A 22,248-nucleotide genomic window follows, 5' to 3' on the forward strand; every position below is an offset into this window, starting at 1 on the left:
ATCCGCTACCTGTCCATATCAGTCAGTTTCGCCGTTATGGCCGTATCGATGGCGTCCAGCTCGGCCGCCTCCAGCCGGATGGTCCCGGCCCGCGCATTGTCGATTGCCTGCGCCGGATTGCGCGCGCCGCACAGCGCAAAGGTCACGCCGGGCTGAGCCAGCGTCCAGGCAATCACCGTCTGGGCGATGCTGGCGCCGTGTTTGTCCGCGATCGGCCGGATGGCATCGGCAAGCGCCGTTGCCTTCTCACGGTTGCCGACCGAAAAGCGCGGATTGTCCTTGCGCTGGTCGTCGCCGGAAAATACCCGATCCGGACCGATGGTGCCGGACAGCAGCCCCAGCGCCAGCGACGAATAGCTGAGCGTCGCGATGCCGTTGGCCCTGGTCGACGGCAGAAGGTCCACCTCGATCTCGCGATCGATCATGCTGAACCGCTCCTGGATCGCATCGAGACCACCGGCTGCAATATAGGCATCCAGGTCGTCCTTGCTGACATTGCTGGCCCCGATTGCCCGAATCTTGCCGGATATACGCAGGTCTTCCAGCGCCCGCATGGTTTCCTCGATCGGCGTCGTCGGGTCCTGCCAATGGGTGATGTAAAGGTCGATATGGTCGGTTCCGAGCCGTCCCAGGCTTTCCTCAACCTCGTGCACGATCGCATCGCGGCCGAGATAGCGGTGCACCGGCTTGCCGTCCTGATCGAAGAAATGCCGGCCCTTCTGCGTATGCCAGACAAGACCGCATTTGGTGGCGATCACGGCCTTGTCGCGGCGACCAACCAGCGCCTTGCCGACGATCTCCTCCGAGCGCCCCAGCCCATAGGCCGGTGCCGTATCGATCAGTGTCACCCCGGCATCAAGCGAGGCCTGAATTGCTGCGATAGATTCCTTTTCGTCGGTCCCGCCCCACATCCAGCCGCCGATCGCCCAGGTTCCAAGCCCGACTGCCGAGGCGGAAACGCCGGATTTGCCGATTTCGCGTGTCAATTGCTGCCCGCTCATGCCCATTTTCCTTCGCCATTCGCCAGTGCGAGAACCCGCGCACCCGTCGCCTCGTCGGTCACCAGCGTATCCAGATGATTGCCCCGCAGCACGCTGAGGATCGGTCCCGCCTTGTTCGGCCCGCTCGCCACACCGATCTTGGTCGGAATCGACGCAAACTCGGGAAGCGTCAGCGATACCAGCGACCGGTTGAGGCTGTAGTCGCAGACCCGGCCCTGATCGTCGAGCAGATGCGCCAGCAGTTCGCAGGACGCGCCCGAACGCTCGATTGCCGCACGATCGGTACTCGATGACGGATGCAGGTCGTAATAGCTGCTGTCGTCCGACAGGATCGAACCGATACCGACCACCGCGATCTTTGCCTCGCGCGCCCGTTTGAAGACGTCGGCAACGGAGCGCATATTGATCAGCATGCCGCGTTCCGCAGCGCTATCGGCAAACAGCGGCGCATGAATCTGGTAGGAGCGCCCGCCGAGCCGGTCAGCCATCATCGTCGAGACATGGTTCACGTCGGTATAATGCTTGCCCTGGACGCAGCCGGTCGCCGGGATCACCTCGACATCGAAGCGCCGCTGCGCATGCATGCCGGCAACCACGGCGCTGACGCCTTTGCCACCGGTAATGCAGATCGTGTCGCCGTCGATGATCTCCTCCAGCAACAGCCGGGCCGCCGCTTCGCCGACAGCCTGAAGCGCTGTCTGCGGATTGTCCGATACGGTCGGCACCACCACGGCGCGGCTGATGCCGCCGAGCGCCAGCAACCGCTCTTCCATGTCGACCAGCGGCTCGACCGGCGACTTGATCTTGATCTCGACCAGGCCGAGCTGGCGGCCGCGCTTGATCAAGCGGTTGACGGTAGCGTGCGAAATACCGAGCTGGTCGGCGATCTGCGCCTGCGTCAGCCCTTCGAGGAAATGCAGGACCAGCGCCTGGTGCATCTGCCGGGCGATGACGATTTCCTCGCGCGGCGCATTGGCGGGTTTGAGCTTGGCTATTGGCATATCAGGCAGCCTTCCGCTTGTGCAGGAAATGGTCGATGGAGACGGCGGCCAGCAGAATGCAGCCTTTGATCATGTCCTGCCAATAGACGGACACGTCAAGCAGGATCAACGAGCTTGTCACGACCGAGAGCAATGCAATACCAAGAATTGCACCGAGGATCGTGCCGGAGCCGCCATTCAGCGAGGCGCCACCGATCACCGCCGCGGCAATGATGTTGAGTTCCATGCCCACCCCGAAGGTCGGGGTCGCGGCACCGAAGCGGGACATGTAGATGACGCCGGCGACACCGGACAGCGTTGCGCAGAGCACCGTCACCCAGAATTTCACCTGGTTGGTCTTGATGCCGGAATAGAGCGCCGCCTTCTCGTTGCTGCCGGTATAGAACACCTTGCGGAACGCCGTTGCCCGGCGCAGCAGGAAATCGAACAACACGACGACGGCGACGAAGATCAGGATCACATAGGGAACACCATGGAACGTGCCCTGCCCGACCGCCTTGAACGAGGGCGGCAGGGTGAACAGCGACAGCGGCGTGCCCTTGGTGATGATAAGGCAGATGCCGCGCACGATTACCATGGCCGCAAGCGAGGTTATGAAGTGGTTGAGCCCCACCACCGTCACGAAGAAGCCCATGACGCAACCGATCAGGCCGCTGGCGATGATCCCGATCAACGATGCGCTCCAGGGATCGAGCCCCATCAGGAAGAGCGAACCCGACAGCACCATCGAGAAGCAGACGACCGAACCGACCGACAGGTCGATGCCGCCGACGATCAGCAGGATGGTCATGCCGACGACGACGATGCCTTCCACCGAGAACGACATCAGCATGGCCCGGAAGTTGCCGAGCGTCAGGAAATGCGGCGAGGCAAAGCTCATGACGATGCAGAGCGCCAGAATGATCGCGATCAGTCCCGCCTCGCGCATCGTCCCCAGCCGTTTCCAGCCGGCCGCGCGTGCCTGATGCGCCGTTGTCAGTGTAGCCTCCGCCATGACCCTGTCTCCTGCCCCTGCTTGTTCTTTACGCGGCATGCTCTGATGCCTTCGAATTGTTGTGATCTCCGACACCCGATGCGAGACGCATGATCGCCTCTTCCGTCATCGTCTCGCCCTCGACTTCGCCTGCAACCGTGCCCTCGCGGATCACCAGCACTCGGTCGCAGAGACCGAGAAGTTCCGGCAGTTCCGACGAGATGACGACGATGCCGATGCCGGAACGCGCGAGATCGCGCAGCAGCCGGTGGATTTCCGATTTGGCGCCGACATCGATGCCGCGCGTCGGCTCGTCCATCAGGATGACCTTGGGATTGACCGCCAGCTGCTTGGCAATCGCCACCTTCTGCTGGTTGCCGCCCGAGAGCGACGAGACCGGCATGTCGATGCCGCCCATCCGCACGCCGAGCCGTTTCGTCAAATCCCGGGCGCGGTCCGCCTCGGCCTTCGAATTCAACAGGCCCAGCGGTCCCGTCAGCGACTTCAGATCGAGAACAGCAATGTTCTGGGCGATGGAAAGCTCCAGGAAAACGCCGGAACCCTTGCGGTCCTCCGAAAGATAGACGACACCCGCCTTGACGGCCTGCGCATAGGACCGGGCGTGCAAGGCCTGTCCATGCAGCTTCACCTCGCCGTGCGTCACCGGCCGCAATCCGCAGATGCCCTCGGCAATTTCCGTCCGGCCCGAGCCGATCAGCCCGCCGACGCCAAGAATCTCGCCCTTGCGCAATTCGAAACTGACATCGTGGAAGCGGCTGCCGTCGCCAAGCCCGCGCACGCTCAGAATGGTATCGTCCGTCCGTTCCGTCAGCGCCTGCTTTTCCGGATAGAGCTGGGTGATCTCCCGCCCGACCATGCGGCGCACGATATCATCCGGCGTCAGGTCTGCCACATTCTCCGTCGAGACATAACGCCCGTCGCGAAACACCGTCACCCGGTCGCATAGGCTGAAGATTTCGGCCATGCGATGGCTGATATAGATGATCGAAATCCCTTGAGCCTTCAGATCGCGAATGATCCCGAACAGCACTTGCGCCTCGGATTCCGTCAGCGCCGCCGTCGGTTCGTCGAAGATCAAAACGCGGCAATCGAGCGTCAGCGCCTTGGCGATCTCGACCAATTGCTGGCTGGAGATCGACAGTTCGGCGACCTTGCGGCGCACGTCGATCGGCGCCAGCCGGTTCATCACGGCCTGCGCGTCTCGCTCCAGCCTGCCATAATTCATGAAAGGCGAGCGGCGGCGGTTGGTGGCCGCCATGAACATGTTCTCGGCCACCGTCGCATCGGGGCAAAGCGCGATTTCCTGGTGCACGAGCCCAAGCCCGAGCGATTGCGCCACGGCCGGCGAGGTCACCTTGACCACAGCACCATCGACAAAAACGTCGCCCTCGGTCGGCTGCAGCACACCGGCAATGATATTCATCAGCGTCGATTTACCCGCGCCGTTTTCGCCGCAAAGCGCATGCACTTCGCCTTTCTCCAGGCTAAAGCTCACGTCCGTCAAAGCCTTCACCGCACCGAAGTGCTTGCTGACATTGCGGATTTCCAGAACCGGCACCGGCGCCATGATAATATCCTCGTTAACACCTGCGGTGGCTGTCCGGGATCAAACCCCGGACAGCCGGCACAAAGGTTACTCCTCGATGCCTTTGGTGCCCCGCCGCTTCAGGTACTTGTCCCAGTAGAAGTCGTCGGCATTGTCCGCCGTGACGATCGACAGACCATTGTCGACGAAGGGAATGCTCATCGGGTTGAAGCCGGCGCGCTTGGCGTCGTTCATCGGATCGATGAGTTCCGGATGCTTGGCAAGCCACAGCAGCATGAAGCCCATGTAACCCTGCATGCCCTGGTTCGGGTTGATCGAACCGAACACTTCGCCCGCCTTGATCATGTCGAGAATGTTGGCATTGACGTCGGCGCACATCACGAGGATCTTGCCGCCGCTTTCCTTGTTGGCCTGCGAAGCACCGATCGCCGAGTTGGCTTCCGGCATGAACACGGCGCCAAGGTTCGGATGCGCCTGTACCAGGCTCATCAGGCCCTGATAGGCCTTGTTCGGATCCTGGTTGGACGCAGCGCGGCCGACCAGCTTCATGTCCGGGTATTTTGCCTCCATACGGGCGATAAACGCGGCGATGCGCTTGTCATGATTGTCCTGGCCCGGATTTTCGAGAACCGCATATTCGCCCTTGCCACCCATTTTTTCGGCAATCGCGTCAGCGGCATAGGTGCCTTCGCGGGTATTGTCCGAGGTGATGAACGAGATGCGCTTGGAGAGCGGCGCATCGGCTGCGAAGGTGACGACGGCCGTGCCCTGATCGATCGCCCGGTTGATCGGCTCGATGAACGGATCGGAGTTCATCGGATGGACGAGGATGCCGGCCGGGTTCTGGGCCAGCGCCTGGTCGAAGGTGGCGATCTGCTTGTTGACGTCATATTCCGGCGTGCCGGTATAGGCGGTCTCGCAACCGAGCTGCTGGCCGGCCTGCTTGAACATCTCATAGACCGGGAACCAGTATTCGACGCCCGAGACCATGACGTTCATGACGTATTTTTCGCCCGGCTTGCAGCGAAACGGATTGTCCGTTTCAGCAGCGGCAACGCCGGCAAAAAGCGTCGATGCAAGGACCGCCAATGCGGTCGTGCTTAGAAAATTGCGCAAGATTCCTCCTCGAGGCCGAAGCCCCTCCCAATATCCGGCTACGCCCAACGGGCGGCCGATGATCCAATGAAGACCGGAGTTCCTCCTCGAAGTCCGGTAGGGGCAGATAATCGCAACAGCGCAGCCATGTCAATATAATTCATATGCTGAAATATATTTCATGCACTTCTCGCCGGCGGCAGACCAAGGGCAAAAGACCGTCATCCGATCCCGGCCGCTCAGGTCCGGGGCCTCTCAACCAAAGTTTCTTGATTCAGTCGCATGGCGTTCATGTGGTTGTCAGCAAAGTCACCCAGTTTGGCCTCAGCAAAAGAGGTCACTCATATGATAATCAAGGCTTTGAAATTTGGCGGCCTGACGGCCTTCGCGATGGCGGTGGCGTTTGGGGCCTATTTCCTGGCCATTCAGGCGACCGGCAATTTCTACGCGGTCGTGCCGGGCGAGCTATACCGCTCCAACCAGCCGACGGCTTCTCAGGTCGCTGACTACACACAGCGCTATGGCATCAAGACCATCGTCAATCTGCGCGGCAGCAGTGAAGACGCAGCGTGGTACAAGGACGAAGTTGCCACCGCCGCCGCTCTCGGTGTCAACCACATCGATTTCAGAATGTCGGCAAGTCAGCAGCTGACGCTGGAGGAATCGCAAAAGCTCGTCGCGCTCCTGCGCGACGCGCCTAAACCCATCCTCATCCACTGCCTATCGGGCGCGGATCGAACCGGCCTTGCCTCCGCGATCTACCTGCACCAGATTGCCAAGGTGAAGGAAGACACGGCCGAAAGGCAGCTATCCATCCGGTTCGGCCATCTGAGCATCCCGTTCCTTTCGCCCGCATACGCGATGGACGAAAACTGGGAAAACCTCGAAAAATCGTTCAACACCGCAGGCTGATCATTGCGATAGGCTGCCGGAATAGCTGCGCCCGCGACATCGACGCTTGGAGCGCCGCCTACGCGCTGAAGACGTGCGCGCTGGCCGGATCGAAACCGAGCGAAACCATATCCCCTCGCGCAAGACTGGACGCGGCTTCATGACCGAAGGGCAGGCGCACCGAAAGCGCCTCCCCCGTCTCGGCGGCAGCAGCGACGTGGATATTGCTGCCGAGGAAGGCGATATCGGTAACGGTAGCAGCAAGATTGGCTGTCCCCTCTCCGACAGACCCCCGCGCCAACGACAGGCGTTCGGGCCGGAGCATCAGCGCCGCCATGCCGCCCGCCGCACCCCCGCCATGCATCGGCACGCCGCGGATTGTCAGGCTCGACCCGATGGAGATATCGGCACGTCCATTCTGCGCGGAAAGAATACGGCAATCGACGAAATCGCTATCCCCGACGAATTCCGCGACGAAACGGGTGGCCGGATTGGCGTAAAGCTCCGGCCCGGTACCGATCTGGTCGATGACGCCCCTGGAAAAGACCGCGATCCGGTCCGACAGCCTGAGCGCCTCCTCCTGGTCATGCGTCACATAGAGGATGGTCACCTCGGTTTCCTGATGGATGCGTCGGATCTCGTGCTGGATCTCTTCCCGCAATTTCTTGTCGAGCGCCGACAGCGGCTCGTCCATCAAAAGCACCGGCGGATCATAGGCGAGCGCCCGCGCCAGCGCCACGCGCTGCTGCTGGCCGCCCGACATCTGCGCCGGCTTGCGGTCCTCGAACCCTTCGAGCCGGACAAGCTTCAGCATCTTTTTGACCTTGGCATCGATCTCGGCCTTGGGCAGGCGCCGGACCTTCAAGGGAAACGCGATGTTCTCGCCGACCGACAGATGCGGAAACAGCGTGTAGCGCTGGAACACCATGCCGATATTGCGCTTGTGCGAGGGCGTTGAGATCAGGCTTTCGCCATCGAGCAGGATGTCGCCCGCCGTCGGATTTTCGAAACCCGCCAGGATATAGAGCGTCGTGCTCTTGCCCGATCCGGACGGCCCGAGGAAGGTCATGAACTCGCCGCGCTCAACGGTCAGATTGACGTCGCGGACGGCGGTGACGATGCCGTAGTCCTTTCTGAGAGCACGGATTTGCAGGAAACTCATGATTTCAGTCCTTTGCGCAGCAGCGCGACCAGCAGCATCAGCGCTATGGTAACGACGATAAGAAGGGTGGAAGCGGCAGCGATCACCGGCGTCAGGTCCTGCCGCAGCGTCGCCCAGATTTTGACGGGCAGCGTCTGCAGAGTGGGGCTTGCCATGAAGATCGCCAGCACCACCTCGTCCCAGGAGGTAAGAAACGAAAAGACAGCTGCCGAGAAGAGACCATGGCTGATCGAGGGCAGCGTGATCCGCAGCTTCGCCTCGAGCGGGCTTGCACCGCACAGCACCGCCGCGTCCTCGATAGACTTGTCGAAGCCTTCCAGCGCATTGGTGATGGAGAGGATCGAGAACGGCAAGGCGACGACGAGATGGGCGATGACGAAGCCGGTGACCGTGCCGTTCAGCCCGATACGGAGGAAGAAGGCGTAGAGCGCGACGGCAAGCACCACCACCGGCAGGATCATCGGCGTCAAAAACAGTGCCCTCAGCCCCTCCTTGCCGATGAACCGACCGTGCACCAGGCCAAACGAAGCGACGAGACCGATCAGGACGGACAGGACGGTGACGATCGCGGCGATGTAAAAGCTGGTGCCCGCAGCCTCCAGCCAGCGCGGATCGGCGAAGAACATGGCGTACCATTTCAGCGTCCAGCCGGGCGGCGGAAAGATCAGCCATTGCGACGAGCCGAAGGACAGCGCCGCGATAAAGACGATCGGCAGGATCAGGAAGGCCGACGTCAGGCCGGTGATCCCGAGCAGTATCCATTTCCATCCGCCGAGGCGGTCGAAATTGAGCAGCATTTCAGCGGCCCTCCATGCGAGCCGTGCCGAACAGCCTGAGCTGGATGGCATAGAGCGTCAGGGTGACGACCAGCAGCACCAGCGCCGCAGCACCACCCATACCCCAGTTGACCAGGGACTGGACGAACTGCGCGATCAGTTCGGCCAGCATCATGTTGGCCGTTCCGCCGAGCAGCGCCGGCGTAACGAAATAGCCGAGCGACATGACGAAGACCATCAGTGCGCCGGAGACCATGCCGGGTGCCGCCAGCGGAATGAGGACACGCGTCAGCGCCTGCCACCGGGTCGCGCCGCACAGCGCCGCCGCCTGCAGGATGGCCGGGTCGATCTTGCGGATGACGCCGTAGAGCGGCAGGATGATGAAGGGCAGCATGATATAGGTCATGCCGATGGTGACGCCGGTCAGGTTGTTGACCAGCGGCAGCGGCTCGCTGATCAGGCCAAGGCCCATCAGCGTCTTGTTGATCACGCCGGTGCGCTGCAAGAGCACCATCCAGGCATAGGTCCGCGTCAGAAGGTTCGTCCACATCGACAGGAGCAGGATCGCAAAGACGATCGAGGACAACCGCGACGGCATGATGGCGAGCGCCCAGGCGACGGGAAAGCCGATGGCGAGCGTAACGACCGTCACCAGCGCCGAAACGACGAAGGTGTTCAGGAATATCTTCAGATAGGTCGTCGAGCCGAGCAGAGCCGCATAGTTGCCGAGCCCCGGCTCCGGTTCCATGACGCTGCGCAACAGCAGCGACAGCACCGGCAGGATGAAGAACACCACGAGCAGCAGCAAGGCCGGAACGGTCAGCGCGAAATTCATCGGCCGCACAAGCCGCAGCCTTGCCGCCGGTGGTGGACTGTCTCGTTCGGTCAAAAGGACCATGCCGAAATACCTTCCGAAAATATGCCGGTCGAAGAGGGAAATGCGGGCGCAGACGATCTGCGCCCGCGACAAGGCTTACTTTGCCTGCCAGGCGTACCAGCGTTCGCCGATCGCATCGCGATTTTCGGCCCAGTAGCCCATGTCGGCATTCACCTGGCTCGCCGTCTGCTGATCCGGCAGCGTCTTGGCCAGTTCCGCGTCCATCAGTTTCGGCGAGTCGAGATTGATCGGCGCGTAGCCGGTTCCCTTTGCCATCTCGGCCTGACCTTCGGCAGAAGTCGCCAGCGCAATGAACTTCATCGCCGCGTCCTTGTTCTTCGCACCCTTCGGCACGACCAGCGCATCGGCCGCTGTGATGTTCTGCTCCCATGAGGTTTCGACCGTTACCCCGGTTGCGGCCAGTGCCGTCAGGCGGCCGTTCCAGAACGAACCGAAAGGTGCCTCGGCCGACGCCAGCAACTGCTGCGACTGCGCGCCACCCGTCCACCAGATGATATCGGACTTGATCGTGTCGAGCTTCTTGAAGGCGCGGTCGAGATCGAGCGGATAGAGCTTGTCGGGCGCGACGCCATCGGCCAGCAGCGCCGCCTCGATGACGCCGGGCGCCGACCACTTGTAGAAGGTCCGCTTGCCGGGGAATTTTGTCGTGTCGAACAGATCCGCCCAACTCTTCGGGCAGGCCGAGACGGCATCCTTGTTGCAGCCGATCACGAAGGAATAATAGAAGCTGCCGACCGAATAATCGGTGACAAAACGCGGATCGAGCTTGCTCTTGTCGATGGCGGTGAAATCGAGCTTTTCCAGAAGCCCCGCCTTGCCGGCCTGGACGGCATAGTCACCCTCGACGTCAACGACGTCCCAGGTGACGCCTGCAGCTTCGACCATGGCCTTGATCTTGCCGTAGTCGGTCGGCCCGTCCTGCAGAACGGCGATACCGCTCTTTTCCGTGAACTTGTCCGCCCAGGCGGCTTTCTGCACATCCTGTGTTGTTCCACCCCAGCTGGTGAAAACCATGTCGGCGGCGCTGGCCTGCGTCGTGAGGCTGAGCGTTGCGGCCAATGCCGCGATGATAACTTTGTTTTTCATGTTCCCTTGCTCCGTTTTGTTGGACTGTTTTTCTTCGTTTTCCGGACAGCCTTCGGCCGTCCGTCCCGGGGTTCCCTGGAAGGTGATGGATTCCCGAAATGTCGTATTCAGCGAGCCAGCGGCTCTGGCCGGATCAAACCGGCCGGGTTCCTCCTGCGGGTGAAAAGGCTGCCGGTTTCATGATCTTGTTTTCGGCGACTTCGATCAGATCGCGGATCTTCGGCAGAAATGCCTGCCAGTCCGCATCCGCCATCAGCCGGCCGCGCCGGGCCTCACGATCGTCAAGGCTTGAAAAGCCCCAGATATGGACGATCTCGTTGATCACGCCGATTTCCGAAAAGAAATAGCCGACCAGTTCGCCCAGATGTTTCTTCTGGATGGCGATGCCCTCCTCCTCCACGACCTTGAGATAGGCAGGAATCGCGCCGTTCTTCAGCCGGTAGGTGCGGATCTCGTAAACCATCGCCGTCACCGCATCACGAAAGGATCGGGAATGGGATCATCGGACGTCCGCAGCCACACGGTCTTCGTTCGGGTGTAGCCGAGTGCAGCCGCAAGCCCGCCTTCGCGCCCATCACCGGAAAGGCCAGAGCCGCCGAAGGCCGCGATCGGCGAGACTGCGCGATAGGTATTGACCCAGACGACGCCGGCATGCAGCGATTTCATCAGGCGGTGCGCCCGTGTCAGGTTCTGGGTGAAGATCCCTGAGGCGAGGCCGTAAAGCGTATCGTTGGCAAGCGCCAGAGCTTGCGCCTCCGTCTCGAACGAGACGACGGACAGGACGGGGCCAAAGAACTCTTTTTGCAGCGAAGGCGAGCGTGTGTCGTCGCAATCCAGGATTGTCGGCTGGTAGAAAAAGCCGTCGCCTTCAGGAGACGCGCCGCCAGTGACGAGACGTGCGCCGGCATTGAGCGATGCGGCCACCAGCGTTTCGATGTGCTGGCGTTGCCGCTTGGTGGCGAGCGGGCCGACCTCGGTTTTCATATCCAGCGGCGAACCGACGCGGATCGCCTCGGCCTTTGCTTTCAGAATTGAGAGAAACCGGTCCTTGACGCTGCGCTCGACGATCAGCCGGGATGCAGCGACGCAACTCTGGCCGGTGGCGGCGAAAATGCCGGCGATCTGGGCATTGGCGGCACTTTCGAGATCGGCGTCCGCAAAGACCAGCAGCGGTGATTTGCCGCCAAGTTCCAGCGAGGTCGATGCCAGGTTTTCCGCCGAACTGCGCACGATATGGCGTGCGGTTTCCGCCCCGCCCGTAAAGGCGATATGGGCAACCTTCGGATGGGCGGTCAGCGCGGCACCGCACGTGGCCCCGAAGCCGGTGACGACGTTCACGACACCCGCTGGAAACCCCGCCTCGTCGATCAGCCGGGCGAACTCCAGAAGCGGTCCGGGACCGTCCTCCGAGGCCTTGACGACCAGCGTGCACCCGGCAGCCAGCGCCGGGCCGATCTTGACCGCCGCCAGAAACAGCTGGCTGTTCCAGGGCACGATGGCCGCAACGACGCCAACCGGCTCTCGGCGCAGCCATACTTCCATGTCCGGCTTGTCGATCGGCAGATAGGCGCCCTCGATCTTGTCGGCAAGCCCGGCGTAATAACGGTAGTAATCCGCCACATAGGCGATCTGCGACGAGGTCTCGCGGATGATCTTGCCGGTGTCGCGGGTTTCGATCTCGGCCAGCCTTGGCGCGTTTGCGGCGACCAGATCCGCCAGTTTGTAGAGCAGCTTGCCGCGCTGCGTCGCTGTCATCTTCGACCACGGGCCGTCACCGTAAAGGGCATCGTGAGCGGCATTGACCGCACGGTCGACATCGGCCTCCCGGCTTTCCGGCATCTCGGCCCAGGCATTGCCGGTTGCCGGATCGACGCTTGGAAAACGGGCCTCACCATCCTCGAAATGGCCGGCGATGTAGCATTGGAAGCGTCGCATCTGATTTACCCCTGAAATGCCGGCATGACATCGGCGATGAAGCGTTCGAGCGAAGCCTTCTTGCGCTCGAAACTCATGCCGGTGTCGATCCAGAAGGAATATTCGTCGTAGCCCATCGCCTCATAGGCTTTTAGCCGTCCGATGACCGCGTCTGCTCCCCCGACCACATTGTTGGCCCGCATGACATCCGCCGACAGCATCGCATTGGCGGCGATATCCTCGGCCGGAATACGCTCGATCAGGCCCTGATGGATCGGCTTCTCGTTCTTGAACCAGGCAAAGAAGTAGTTGTAATAGACGCTCATCTCATGAGCGGCCTGCGCAATATCCGCTTCATCGGACCCCACATAGGTATGACGCAGCAGCATGATCTTCGGGCGTTCGACGGCGGCGTTCTTCGCACAGGCCTCGTTGAAACGCCCCATCAGCGTCTCGACTTCATCATCCCCCTGCCAGAGCGGCGTCACCTGCACATTGCAGCCATTGGCGACGGCGAATTCATGGCTGTTCGGGTCGCGCGCCGCCACCCAGATCGGCGGGTGCTGCTGGATCGGCTTCGGCGCCGAGGTGGTCGCGGGGAATTTATAGAATTCCCCGTCATGGGCGTAGTCGCCCTCCCACAGTTTCTGGACGGCGGGGATGAGTTCGCGCATACGCTGGCCGGCACCCCAGGCGTCGAGGCCCGGTAGCAGCCGTTCGTATTCGAACGAATAGGCGCCACGGGCGATGCCGATATCCAGCCGCCCGTCGCAGATGAGGTCCGTCATCGCCGCCTCGCCGGCAAGCTTGATCGGATGCCAGAACGGCGCGATCACCGTGCCGGTACCTAGCCGCACATTGCTGGTACGGCGGGCCAGATCGGCGATGGTGATGAAGGGATTGGGGGCAATGGTGAAATCCATGCCGTGGTGTTCGCCGGTCCAGATCGCATGCATGCCGCCCTTGTCGGCGATTTCGCACAGCGCCACGAACTCCTCGTAGAGGCTCCTGTGATCCTGCTCCGCGTCGAGCCGCTCCATATGGACGAAAAGAGAGAATTTCATCGCGGTCAGGCCTTCCTTGAAACCGGGTGCACTTTTCCGGCCGTCTCATTGCCGAAATACACGCCGAAATTACCGATGGAGTTTTCCATATCGAAACGCCGGAGGATATCGGCGGTCGCCGCGCTGTCGAGGGTTTGCTGCAAGGCGTCGGCCGGCGGCAGGAAGCGGCCGGCAGCGGGTTCACCGGCAGTCGCAGTCGCGCGATAGACGATGTGCTGCCGGTTGTCGGTGCGACTCTCGTAGACGGAATAGAGGAAGCCGACGGAGACGGTGAGACCCGTCAGCGTTTCGAGATAATCCCGCAGCATCTGCGTCGGCTCGCCGCCTTCCATGGCGCAGGTCGGCAGGCTGAGAACGTCGCTTCCGAGCAGAAGAACCGAGCCGTCACGCTCGATCACCGCGCTCAGCTGCGCCTCGCCTTCGGCCGCCGCCGAAACGGCCTTGCCCGCCAATGCGGGGGTAAAATAGCTGCCCCTGGCATACCCCAGACCGTTCCTGCCGCTGTTGTCGAAAGCCTTCACCCGGCCGGTCATGATCACGTGATCGCCCGCATCGAGTATGGCTTCGGTGGAACAATCGAACCATGCCGCGACATCCGAAAAAATCGGCGACCCCTCGGGTCCGGTCTTCCAGTCTACGGCCGCGAAACGATCCTCGACTGGGCGGGCGAAGGTATTGGAGACATCCTTCTGCGTCTCGGAAAGGATATTCACCGCAAACCCGTCCGAACCGGTCATTGCCGCGAAATTTCGCGACGTCTTCGCCAGGCAGATCAGCAGCAGCGGCGGGTCCAGCGACACGGAGGTAAACGAATTGGCGGTAAAGCCGATCGGCTGGCCGGACGGATCATACGCCGTCACCACCGTCACGCCGGTCGGGAAGGCGCCGAACGCGTCGCGCAGGGCGCGGGCATCGAAACTTGCTTCGCTCATCGTTTCTCCTCCGGTTTCTCCAGCCATTCCGAGAGGATCGCGTTGACCTCATCGGGGGCCGTCAGATTGACCATATGCCGGTGGCCGTCGATCAGCACGGCGTAACCATTGGGAGCAGCATATGCCATCGCCTGCGCCATCGCCGGGGTCGAGTTGGGATCGTCGGTTCCGGTCAGAAACAAGGCCGGACATCCGACATCCGGCCAGCAATCGGCATAGGCGCTGTCCCCGGCGGCAAAGGCCGCATAGGCCGTGGCGTAACCGCCGCGGTCGACAGACGAGAGCCAGCGATGGGTCAGCCGGTAGGCGCTGCTCTCGCGGCTGTCGGCCCCGAACCAGCGCAGCAGCGGACCATCGACATCGACCTGCCCGGCGCGGATTTCCCGAGCCCTGTCGATGACTGCCGCGCTCGCGGCTGCATCGCGGCGGTAGACCGCGTTCAGAAGGGCAACCCGGGACACTCTTGATCCGAACGTGGCTGCCGCGCCGCCGGCAATCAAAGCGCCCATCGAGTGTCCGGCCAGATTGGCGCGATCAAGCTCGAGGTCGTCGAGAAAAAGGCCGAGCCAGGCAACAAAGGCGTCAAGCCCGGCATTCTCCGGCAAGGCCCGGCTTTCGCCATGGCCCGGCATGTCGACGGCGATCACACGATGGCTCCTGCCAAGAGCTGCCATTTGCGGCGCCCAGGCCTCCAGCCGCATGCCGACCCCGTGGATCAGCACCAGCGGCTCGCCGGCGCCCTGCTCCGCGTAGGCAATGCCGCTTTTCGTATGGAACCGCCGGATCATGTCCATGTCAGACCGCTGCCGGATTGCTGGCGTCGTTGCCGAGATCTTTCAGATCCTGGTAGCGGTCGCCGATGCGATGGTGCGGGCGTCCGCCCACCGATGCACCGAGAGCAACAAGAATCTCATTGGCCGCCGGTGCATCGCCGATCGCCGTCTGGATGGTGAGGTAGTGCGAGCGACGGCCTTCGTCGTTCTTGTCCATCAGCGGGATCATCACCGGCGCATTGGCCGGACCACGCGTGTTGCAGAAAGCGAGATAGGACTTTGCGCCGACGGCAGTGCGGTAGTGATTGCCGAAACGCAACGTGTGGATCAAAGCGGACGCATGCTCAAGTTCGCCGTCCAGCCCCACCACCGCTGCCTTGCCATAAGCTTCCACCTGCTCGCCGGATCCGACGGCGTCGATGATCATCCGCGTCAGCAATTCGCCAAGCACCGGCGCCACCGCATGAATCTCCGGCTTCAGGTCTTCGACAAAGCCCTTTCCGGCCCACGGGTTCTTCACTACGGCCATAGCCGCATAGAGCTTGAGCGGTATCGGCGCAGCCTTGCCTCCTTCGATGAGGATGGTTTCGACCTGCAGCAGGGTTTTGCGGATTTCGATAGCCAAGGCCGTTTTCCTTCAATATGTCGATGTCTCGTATGATGGTATACCATAAGATCACGTGTCAAGCCTTGTTTGGAATCATTTCTGCGTCTATGAGAGAAGCATGAACCAGAATCTGTTTGCCCCGACCGACGAAACCGTCCCGAATCTCGAATCGCTCCGGATTGATACGCCGCCGGTCACCCTGCGCGAAATGGCACTCGAGCGCCTGCGCAACGCCATCATCGCCGGCCTTTTCAGCCCGGGACAGCGGCTTGTCGAACGCACTTTGTGCGACCAGCTCGGCGTGTCTCGATCGGTCATCCGCGAGGTGCTACGCCATCTGGAAACGGAAGGCCTGGTCGAGACCGCCCCCAAGCAGGGGCCGATCGTCGCCCGCATCGACTGGCACCAGGCCCGCCAGATCTATGATGTCCGCATCGCGCTCGAAACGACGGCGGTCGCCGATTGCGCCCGCAACGCCGATGCGGCGACCAAGGAAAAACTGAAGACGGTGCTGGAGGACCTCGACCGCAATTCCCGCAAGAACGATGCCCTGACGATCCTTGCCGCCACAACGGAATTCTACGAGACGATCTTCCTGTCGGGCGGCCACGAGATCGCCTGGGATATCGTCAAGCGGCTGAACAGCCGCATTTCCCGGCTGCGGGTCATGACCCTTTCCACGACCAACCGCACGGTATCTGGGCCTGCCAGAATGCGCGAAATCTTCAACGCCATCCTGCGCAACGATCCGGACGCGGCAACCACAGCCTGCCGCGCCCATATCGAGGAAGCGGCGCAGATTGCCGAAAGCCTGCTGGTGCCCGGCAAGCACGGGAAACCTTAGCAGGCCGTCGCTCTCGTCCGAAAGCAATGCAAAGTGAAGCGGGCCAGGCGTTTATCACGCGCCCCTTACGCGACGGAAACAGTTCTACGCAGCCCCGTGGAAGCACGCTCGACCAGGTGACAGGCCAGCTCCACACGACGCGGCGGCATCGGCAGGCCGGACAGGCTGTCGCGCAAAAGGTCGAGTGCGACCGAGCCGATCTCACGCATCGGGATGTGCATCGTCGTCAGTGGCGGATTGAGGAAAGCCGCCTGCGGCAGGTCGTCCATGCCCATCACCGACACGTCGCCGGGCACGGAATAGCCCCGCTGCTGGACGCCCATCATGGCGCCGACGGCGAGGCTGTCGCCTGCGGCCAGCACCGCGGTAAAATCGAGCCCGCGCGCCTCGATCCGCGACGCAATCGCCTGCGCCGCCAGTTCGGGCAGCCAGTCCTCCACCGGCACCACCAGATCCGCGTCGGCGGCAAGCCCGTGATGCAACAGTGCATCCTTCCATCCCTCGTAGCGCCGCTCGATGGTACGCCGTCCCGGCCGCATCAGGAACAGGATGCGCTCATGGCCGAGTTCGATCAGATGGTCGGCGGCCAGCCGCGCGCTGGAGCGGTTGCAGGGGGTGACACTGGACAGCCGCATGAACGGATCATCGCCATTGAGAAGCACGACCGGCTTGTCGAAACCGCGCGTCGCGGCCAGCATGTCCTCGTCATCGACGGTGAGAAACAGCAGGCCAGCGACCTGAGGATCGTCCAGCGCCTCTTGGAGGACGGCGAGTTCCTCCTGTCTGTCGGCGATCGGCCGCGTGACGATCTCAAGTCCAAGCGCCTGTGCGCGTTCCTGCACCCCCTCGAGAACATAGAGGGTGAACTGGTTGCGCACGTAGTCGATCATCGCAGCACTAGAGGCCGCCAGAATGACCTTCTGGCCGGCGACCGCCGTCGGGATCACATAATTGGCGATCTTGGCGGCTTCGAGCACCCGCTGGCGGATTTCCGGCCGCACACCTTTTTCGCCGGCAATCGCCCGCGAAGCTGTACTCAGCGACACGCCGCAAGCCTCGGCGATGTCCTCCAGGCGCACGCGCCTGCTCTTCTTTCCACGCTTGCCCGCGATCGGTTTTACCGTCATGTCGATCTCCCTTCCATCAACATGAGAAAAATTTTCAGATTGCGCAACAAAATTCGACGTGCATTTATTTCCGCAACGAGCCGTCCCCAAGAGCGGCGCATGTGGAGGAGCATTCATGGGTCCAGATGGCCGCGATATTCGCAACGGTCTCGATCGCCTTGTTGCCGGAACGACCGGCCTCAAGCACGACGGCCGTTTCCATGAGCCCAATCTCGACGGAACCGCCGGCGACTATATCAGCTTCGACAGCTGGGAATGGCCGCAGGGCGTCGGCCTCTATGGCCTGATCAAGCTCTGGCTGTTCACCGGCCGCGACGACCTGCGCCAGCTCGTCGAATCCTGGTACCAGGAACGCATCGCAGCCGGCCTGCCGCAGCTCAACGTCAATACCACGGCGCCGATGCTCGGCCTGTCGGTTCTCTGGGCAAAAACCCGCGATTCCCGTTGGCAGCCGGTCCTTGACGACTGGGCAAACCGGGTAATCGCGGAGCTTGGCCGCACGCCGGAAGGCGGCTTCGAGCATCACGTCTCCGACAAGGTCAATCACGACGAGCTCTGGGACGATACGCTCTATATGGTCGCCCTGTTTCTGGCGTCCTACGGGCAGGCGAGCGGACGGCGCGAACTGGTCGATGAGGCCTCTCGGCAGTTTCTCGTCCACACCCGCTATCTCGCCGATACCCATACGGGCCTCTGGTTCCACGGCTGGACCTTCGACGGCCGGCACAATTTTGCCGAGGCGCGCTGGGCGCGCGGCAATGCGTGGATCACCGCGGGATTGCTCGATCTCTTCGATCTCGCCGACCTTGCCAGGCCGGTGAAGGATTTCCTGCAGGGCGTTCTCGTCGCGCAGGTCGATGCGCTGCTGTCGCTGCAGGCGCCGTCCGGTGCATGGCGCACGCTGCTCGACGATGCGACCTCCTATGAGGAGATTTCCGCCACCGCCGGGATCGGCTACGGCCTGTTGAAGGGCTATCGCCTCGGCCTCGGCACCCCGGCATGGCGCACCGCCGGCCTCAAGGCCTTGCGGGTGGTGATGGACAATATCGATGAAACCGGCACCGTGCTGAATGTCTCCTACGGCACGCGCATGGGCCACGATCTTCAGTTCTACAGGGACATTCCCATTCAACCGACCGGCTACGGCCAGGCCCTGGCGATCCTGTGCCTGTCCGAAGGACTGCAGCATGTCGGCACAGAAGGACAAGCAGCATGACGATGAAGATTTTGTACGGAGCAGCACCGCAAGACGTCAAAGGCTATGACACGGAAAAACTCCGCAGCGCCTTCCTGATGACCGACCTGTTCACGCCGGATGCCGCCAATTTCACCTATACGCATGTCGACCGCCTGCTTCTCGGCGGCGCGATGCCGGTTTCCAGGAACGTGAGCTTCGGTTCCGGCGACGAGATCGGCACGCCCTATCTCCTGTCAGCGCGCGAAATGGGCATTGCCAATCTCGGCGGCACCGGCACTGTGAGCGTCGACGGACAGAGCTTCACGCTGGAAAACCGTGACGTGCTCTACCTCGGCCGCGGTGCGCGGGAGATTGTGATGAGCAGCCTCTCGGGAAAGACCCCTGCCCGGTTCTACATGAACTCGGTGCCGGCCGGTGCCGACATCCCGCACAAGCTGATCAAAAAGGCCGAATCGAAGGCGGTCGATCTCGGTGATGGCCGCCGGTCGAACAAGCGGCGGCTCGCCATGTACATCCACCCGGAGGTCACGCCATCCTGCCTGCTCTTGATGGGCATCACCGATCTTGCCGAGGGCAGCGTCTGGAACACCATGCCGCCGCATTTGCACGAGCGCCGGATGGAAGCCTACTGCTACTTCGACATGGCGGCGGAAGACCGCATCATCCACCTGATGGGCCGCCCCGAAGAAACCCGCCATCTGATCGTCGCCAATGGCGACGCCGTTTTGTCACCCGCCTGGTCTATCCATATGGGCGCCGGAACCGGCCCCTATGCCTTCGTCTGGGGCATGACCGGAGAAAATCAGGAATATAACGACGTGGCCCCGGTGGCCCTGGCAGAGCTGAAATGACCCCGATGAGATCCCTGATGAACCGCGAACTGAAATCCGGCGACGCCATCCGCTACTGGCAGCTCGGAACCATTGCCGAAGAGCGCTTCGATGTGCCCGACGCGCCGATGAAGGGCGAGATGGACCCGTTCTTCTTTCTCACCAAGCACAAGAATTTCATCCCGCACGAGTATCCCTGCCGGACGATCTTTGCCGAGCAGTATCGCGGCAAGCGTCCGGACGTGCGCGGCACTTTCGAGGCAACCCGCTGGTGGCTGCCCTTCGGCTCGCCCCGGCTCGACCTCTCCGGCTTCTGGTTCCGCCCGACGCGGCTGGCCACCTTTGCCCGCACCTTCATCGCCGCGGAAAAGGCAGGGACTGCCAAGGTGCGCCTCGGCACCTGCGGCGGCGCGATCCTCTGGCTGAACGGCACGGAAGTTGGCTGGATGGCGCCCTATAGCCGCAATCTCGAAGCGAAGGCCGAGTTCGACCTGCCGCTGAAGGAAGGATTGAACGAAGTCACTATCTTCTTCGACGATCTTGCCGAACGCGACGCGCGCTATTTCTTCCAGCTCGATTACCTGCAAGGCCCGGCCGCCAGCGTCGCCGTGCCGGTGCCGATCGAAGGCAAGGTCGCCGAAACCATCGAGACGGCGCTTGAAGGCATGCATTTCGACAGGACGGCCTATTTCGAAAGCGATATCACGCTTCTGCTCGCCAAGCCCCTGCCCGTCGATGTCGCCGTCAACGTGACGATCGAGGGCGACTTCATGTCGACCGAACATGTCGATTACGACTTCGTCCTCAAGGCAGGCGAAGCGAGGCTGGTCATCGGCCCCTCGGAAAAGGCCCCCGCCGACTTCCGGCATTTCCGCATCACGCTGAAGGCCGGCGGCTTTACCGCCTCGCGCTCGCTCGGCATCGAGATCTGCCATACCGGCCGCCAGGGCAAAGCACCCGCGGCGCTTGCCGACCGCATTGCCGAAACGCTGAACGAAGTCTCGGAATTCTCCGAACGCGATACCGTCCGCGCTTTCGCGCGGCTGGCAAACGGCCTTGGCGGCGCCGATACCGATGCGATGATCGAGGAAATATTGCCGTCGATCGAGGATTGCCACGACTGCGCCGACTTTTCCCTCGTACCGCTGATCTGGTCCCGCACCGTCTGGGGCAAGGATATCGGCCAGGCGACGCGCGACCGTATCGACCGCGCCATCCTTAATTTCCGCTACTGGATGGACGAGCCCGGCAACGATGTTCAGTGGTACTTTTCCGAGAACCACTCGCTCCTGTTCCACACCTCGGCCTATCTCGCCGGACATCTGCTGGCCGGAGAAACCTTCGCCCGCTCCGGCCGCAAGGGCGAAGAACAAAGCGCCATCGGTGCCGCCCGTGTCCGCGCCTGGCTCGATCATTTCGAGGCCTGGGAAATGGCGGAATTCAACTCCGCGCCGTACTTCCCGATCGATCTCAAGGGTCTGACGGCGCTTGCCGCTCTGTCGCCCGACGCCGATATCGCCGAGCGCGCCATGAAGGGCATCGTTCGCCTCTGCGAAGTCATCGCTCGCTCTGCCCATCACGGCATGGTCACGGCAGCGCAGGGACGTTCCTACGAACACACGCTTTGCGCCGGGCGCTCGCTCGAGCTTTCCGGCGTTGCCCGCCTGCTCTGGGGTGCCGGCTGGTACGGACGCCGCGTCCACGCTTTGCCGCAGCTTGCGGTCTGCCTGCGCGACCATGGGCTGGTTATCCCGCAAGACCTCGCCGCCGTTGCCAGCCATCAGACGGACGAGCATCAGGAATGGCGGTTCGCGCAGGGTCAAGACCGGTTCGCAGCGCTCTATCACTACAAGAGCCGCGATTTCGCCATGGGCTCCGCCGCCCATTATCGCTGGAACGAATGGGGCTATCAGGAAACCATCCTGCATCTGCGCCTCGGCCAGCGACCCGAGGCGGCCGTCTGGATCAATCATCCCGGCGAAACAATTCAGTTCGGGTACGGCCGGCCGTCCTTTTGGGGTGGTTGCGGCACCCTCCCCCGCGCCCACCAGTACCGGGGGCTGGCCGTACTCGACTTTCTGACCTTCGAAGAGCAGCCGGATTTCACCCATGCCTGGTTCCCGCTCGCCGAGTTCGATGAAAGTACAGTGAGCGGAAACCTCGCCATGGCCCGCAGCGGCGGCGGCGCGGTGATCCTGCTCGGCAGCACCGACCTGCGGCCGGTGACGACAGGCCCTTCGGCCAATGCCGAATTGCGCCAATACGGCCAGAATACCCGCTGGATCGTGCGGGTCTGTGAAGCGCCGGATCTTTCAACGGTGGAAAGCCGGTTCGCATCACTTTCCGTTGAAGAGACAGCAGACGGCTCACTGGTCGTCGAGGATCCCGACTACGGCACGGTCACATTCCGCAAGGACGGCACGGTGGAAGCCGAAGGCCGGACGATCGTTCCCAAGGATTTCACGGTCGCCGGCGAGGTCGCCATGCTGGCCGCACACTGACGAGACAG

At 62.3% G+C, this 22,248-nt stretch carries 21 protein-coding genes; 5 read left to right on the forward strand and 16 right to left on the reverse strand.

Going from position 1 to position 22,248, the window contains the following annotated elements; translation table 11 throughout:
* Nucleotides 1–5: 5 nt before the first annotated feature.
* The 5 genes from J2Z75_RS24470 to J2Z75_RS24490 form a co-directional block, all read right to left on the reverse strand.
* On the reverse strand, nt 6–1,001 hold the full coding sequence (locus tag J2Z75_RS24470; RefSeq protein ID WP_209855649.1) for an aldo/keto reductase: 996 nt from the start codon (nt 999–1,001) through the stop codon (nt 6–8).
* Nucleotides 998–2,002: a sugar-binding transcriptional regulator gene (locus J2Z75_RS24475; protein WP_209855651.1), complete on the reverse strand. Its 1,005-nt coding sequence runs from the start codon at nt 2,000–2,002 to the stop codon at nt 998–1,000. Before J2Z75_RS24475 ends, J2Z75_RS24470 begins: the two co-directional genes overlap by 4 nt.
* A gap of 1 nt (nt 2,003) precedes the next feature.
* Nucleotides 2,004–2,996 carry an ABC transporter permease gene (locus tag J2Z75_RS24480; RefSeq protein ID WP_209855653.1) on the reverse strand — a complete coding sequence of 331 codons (993 nt, stop codon included), beginning with the start codon at nt 2,994–2,996 and terminating at the stop codon, nt 2,004–2,006.
* 28 nt (nt 2,997–3,024) lie between these two features.
* Complete coding sequence (locus J2Z75_RS24485; protein WP_209855655.1) at nt 3,025–4,563, reverse strand: sugar ABC transporter ATP-binding protein; 1,539 nt, start codon at nt 4,561–4,563, stop codon at nt 3,025–3,027.
* A 66-nt stretch (nt 4,564–4,629) separates the two neighbouring features.
* Nucleotides 4,630–5,658, reverse strand: a complete 1,029-nt coding sequence (locus J2Z75_RS24490) for a substrate-binding domain-containing protein (RefSeq protein ID WP_209855657.1) — start codon at nt 5,656–5,658, stop codon at nt 4,630–4,632.
* 369 nt (nt 5,659–6,027) lie between these two features.
* Between J2Z75_RS24490 and J2Z75_RS24495 the strand changes: the two genes are divergently transcribed.
* The gene (locus J2Z75_RS24495) at nt 6,028–6,549 is read left to right on the forward strand and encodes a dual specificity protein phosphatase family protein (RefSeq protein ID WP_209855864.1); all 522 of its coding nucleotides are present in this window, start codon (nt 6,028–6,030) and stop codon (nt 6,547–6,549) included.
* A 58-nt stretch (nt 6,550–6,607) separates the two neighbouring features.
* Here the strand turns inward: J2Z75_RS24495 and J2Z75_RS24500 are convergent, their stop codons facing one another.
* From J2Z75_RS24500 to J2Z75_RS24545, 10 genes are all read right to left on the reverse strand, one after another.
* Nucleotides 6,608–7,690 carry an ABC transporter ATP-binding protein gene (locus J2Z75_RS24500; RefSeq protein ID WP_209855660.1) on the reverse strand — a complete coding sequence of 361 codons (1,083 nt, stop codon included), beginning with the start codon at nt 7,688–7,690 and terminating at the stop codon, nt 6,608–6,610.
* Complete coding sequence (locus J2Z75_RS24505; protein ID WP_209855663.1) at nt 7,687–8,487, reverse strand: ABC transporter permease; 801 nt, start codon at nt 8,485–8,487, stop codon at nt 7,687–7,689. Before J2Z75_RS24505 ends, J2Z75_RS24500 begins: the two co-directional genes overlap by 4 nt.
* A 1-nt stretch (nt 8,488) precedes the next feature.
* Nucleotides 8,489–9,364, reverse strand: a complete 876-nt coding sequence (locus tag J2Z75_RS24510; RefSeq protein ID WP_209855666.1) for an ABC transporter permease — start codon at nt 9,362–9,364, stop codon at nt 8,489–8,491.
* Nucleotides 9,365–9,439: 75 nt separating this feature from the next.
* Nucleotides 9,440–10,378 carry a polyamine ABC transporter substrate-binding protein gene (locus J2Z75_RS24515; protein WP_407692817.1) on the reverse strand — a complete coding sequence of 313 codons (939 nt, stop codon included), beginning with the start codon at nt 10,376–10,378 and terminating at the stop codon, nt 9,440–9,442.
* A 205-nt stretch (nt 10,379–10,583) separates the two neighbouring features.
* Nucleotides 10,584–10,913, reverse strand: a complete 330-nt coding sequence (locus J2Z75_RS24520) for an NIPSNAP family protein (RefSeq protein WP_209855672.1) — start codon at nt 10,911–10,913, stop codon at nt 10,584–10,586.
* Between the two features lie 5 nt (nt 10,914–10,918).
* Nucleotides 10,919–12,385 (reverse strand): aldehyde dehydrogenase, encoded by a 1,467-nt coding sequence (locus J2Z75_RS24525; RefSeq protein ID WP_209855675.1) that lies wholly within the window; start codon nt 12,383–12,385, stop codon nt 10,919–10,921.
* 5 nt (nt 12,386–12,390) lie between these two features.
* A complete protein-coding gene (locus J2Z75_RS24530; protein WP_209855678.1) occupies nt 12,391–13,428 on the reverse strand; it encodes an LLM class flavin-dependent oxidoreductase in 1,038 nt (345 codons plus the stop codon).
* Nucleotides 13,429–13,433: 5 nt separating this feature from the next.
* On the reverse strand, nt 13,434–14,360 hold the full coding sequence (locus tag J2Z75_RS24535) for a flavin reductase (protein WP_209855681.1): 927 nt from the start codon (nt 14,358–14,360) through the stop codon (nt 13,434–13,436).
* Entirely contained in the window at nt 14,357–15,154 is a 798-nt protein-coding gene (locus tag J2Z75_RS24540) for an alpha/beta fold hydrolase (protein ID WP_209855684.1), read from the reverse strand. The genes J2Z75_RS24535 and J2Z75_RS24540 overlap by 4 nt, the downstream gene beginning before the upstream one ends.
* Nucleotide 15,155: 1 nt before the next feature.
* A complete protein-coding gene (locus tag J2Z75_RS24545; RefSeq protein ID WP_209855687.1) occupies nt 15,156–15,758 on the reverse strand; it encodes an amino acid synthesis family protein in 603 nt (200 codons plus the stop codon).
* A 100-nt stretch (nt 15,759–15,858) separates the two neighbouring features.
* On the opposite strand from J2Z75_RS24545, the gene J2Z75_RS24550 reads away from it, so the two are divergent.
* Nucleotides 15,859–16,584: a GntR family transcriptional regulator gene (locus tag J2Z75_RS24550; RefSeq protein WP_209855693.1), complete on the forward strand. Its 726-nt coding sequence runs from the start codon at nt 15,859–15,861 to the stop codon at nt 16,582–16,584.
* Between the two features lie 65 nt (nt 16,585–16,649).
* On the opposite strand, the gene J2Z75_RS24555 is transcribed toward J2Z75_RS24550, so the two are convergent.
* Nucleotides 16,650–17,711 (reverse strand): LacI family DNA-binding transcriptional regulator, encoded by a 1,062-nt coding sequence (locus J2Z75_RS24555; RefSeq protein ID WP_209855696.1) that lies wholly within the window; start codon nt 17,709–17,711, stop codon nt 16,650–16,652.
* A 115-nt stretch (nt 17,712–17,826) separates the two neighbouring features.
* On the opposite strand from J2Z75_RS24555, the gene bglB reads away from it, so the two are divergent.
* From bglB to J2Z75_RS24570, 3 genes are read left to right on the forward strand one after another with little or no spacing between them, the layout of a single operon-like run.
* Nucleotides 17,827–18,927, forward strand: a complete 1,101-nt coding sequence (bglB, locus tag J2Z75_RS24560) for a beta-galactosidase BglB (protein WP_209855700.1) — start codon at nt 17,827–17,829, stop codon at nt 18,925–18,927.
* Complete coding sequence (gene kduI / locus J2Z75_RS24565) at nt 18,924–19,760, forward strand: 5-dehydro-4-deoxy-D-glucuronate isomerase (RefSeq protein WP_209855702.1); 837 nt, start codon at nt 18,924–18,926, stop codon at nt 19,758–19,760. The genes bglB and kduI overlap by 4 nt, the downstream gene beginning before the upstream one ends.
* Entirely contained in the window at nt 19,757–22,240 is a 2,484-nt protein-coding gene (locus tag J2Z75_RS24570) for a hypothetical protein (RefSeq protein WP_209855704.1), read from the forward strand. Before kduI ends, J2Z75_RS24570 begins: the two co-directional genes overlap by 4 nt.
* Nucleotides 22,241–22,248 lie beyond the last annotated feature (8 nt).

The organism is Rhizobium herbae (assembly GCF_017873135.1).
GTDB lineage: Bacteria > Pseudomonadota > Alphaproteobacteria > Rhizobiales > Rhizobiaceae > Pararhizobium > Pararhizobium herbae.

Coding starts and splice junctions, on each gene's coding strand:
- J2Z75_RS24495 (WP_209855864.1), top strand. CDS start 6,028: ATGGCGGTGGCGTTTGGGGCCTATTTCCTGGCCATTCAGGCGACCGGC.
- J2Z75_RS24480 (WP_209855653.1), bottom strand. CDS start 2,996: ATGGCGGAGGCTACACTGACAACGGCGCATCAGGCACGCGCGGCCGGC.
- J2Z75_RS24470 (WP_209855649.1), bottom strand. CDS start 1,001: ATGAGCGGGCAGCAATTGACACGCGAAATCGGCAAATCCGGCGTTTCC.
- kduI (WP_209855702.1), top strand. CDS start 18,924: ATGACGATGAAGATTTTGTACGGAGCAGCACCGCAAGACGTCAAAGGC.
- bglB (WP_209855700.1), top strand. CDS start 17,827: ATGGGTCCAGATGGCCGCGATATTCGCAACGGTCTCGATCGCCTTGTT.
- J2Z75_RS24530 (WP_209855678.1), bottom strand. CDS start 13,428: ATGAAATTCTCTCTTTTCGTCCATATGGAGCGGCTCGACGCGGAGCAG.
- J2Z75_RS24570 (WP_209855704.1), top strand. CDS start 19,757: ATGACCCCGATGAGATCCCTGATGAACCGCGAACTGAAATCCGGCGAC.
- J2Z75_RS24485 (WP_209855655.1), bottom strand. CDS start 4,563: ATGGCGCCGGTGCCGGTTCTGGAAATCCGCAATGTCAGCAAGCACTTC.
- J2Z75_RS24475 (WP_209855651.1), bottom strand. CDS start 2,002: ATGCCAATAGCCAAGCTCAAACCCGCCAATGCGCCGCGCGAGGAAATC.
- J2Z75_RS24510 (WP_209855666.1), bottom strand. CDS start 9,364: ATGGTCCTTTTGACCGAACGAGACAGTCCACCACCGGCGGCAAGGCTG.
- J2Z75_RS24540 (WP_209855684.1), bottom strand. CDS start 15,154: ATGGACATGATCCGGCGGTTCCATACGAAAAGCGGCATTGCCTACGCG.
- J2Z75_RS24500 (WP_209855660.1), bottom strand. CDS start 7,690: ATGAGTTTCCTGCAAATCCGTGCTCTCAGAAAGGACTACGGCATCGTC.
- J2Z75_RS24555 (WP_209855696.1), bottom strand. CDS start 17,711: ATGACGGTAAAACCGATCGCGGGCAAGCGTGGAAAGAAGAGCAGGCGC.
- J2Z75_RS24515 (WP_407692817.1), bottom strand. CDS start 10,378: ATGGTTTTCACCAGCTGGGGTGGAACAACACAGGATGTGCAGAAAGCC.
- J2Z75_RS24535 (WP_209855681.1), bottom strand. CDS start 14,360: ATGAGCGAAGCAAGTTTCGATGCCCGCGCCCTGCGCGACGCGTTCGGC.
- J2Z75_RS24550 (WP_209855693.1), top strand. CDS start 15,859: ATGAACCAGAATCTGTTTGCCCCGACCGACGAAACCGTCCCGAATCTC.
- J2Z75_RS24525 (WP_209855675.1), bottom strand. CDS start 12,385: ATGCGACGCTTCCAATGCTACATCGCCGGCCATTTCGAGGATGGTGAG.
- J2Z75_RS24520 (WP_209855672.1), bottom strand. CDS start 10,913: ATGGTTTACGAGATCCGCACCTACCGGCTGAAGAACGGCGCGATTCCT.
- J2Z75_RS24505 (WP_209855663.1), bottom strand. CDS start 8,487: ATGCTGCTCAATTTCGACCGCCTCGGCGGATGGAAATGGATACTGCTC.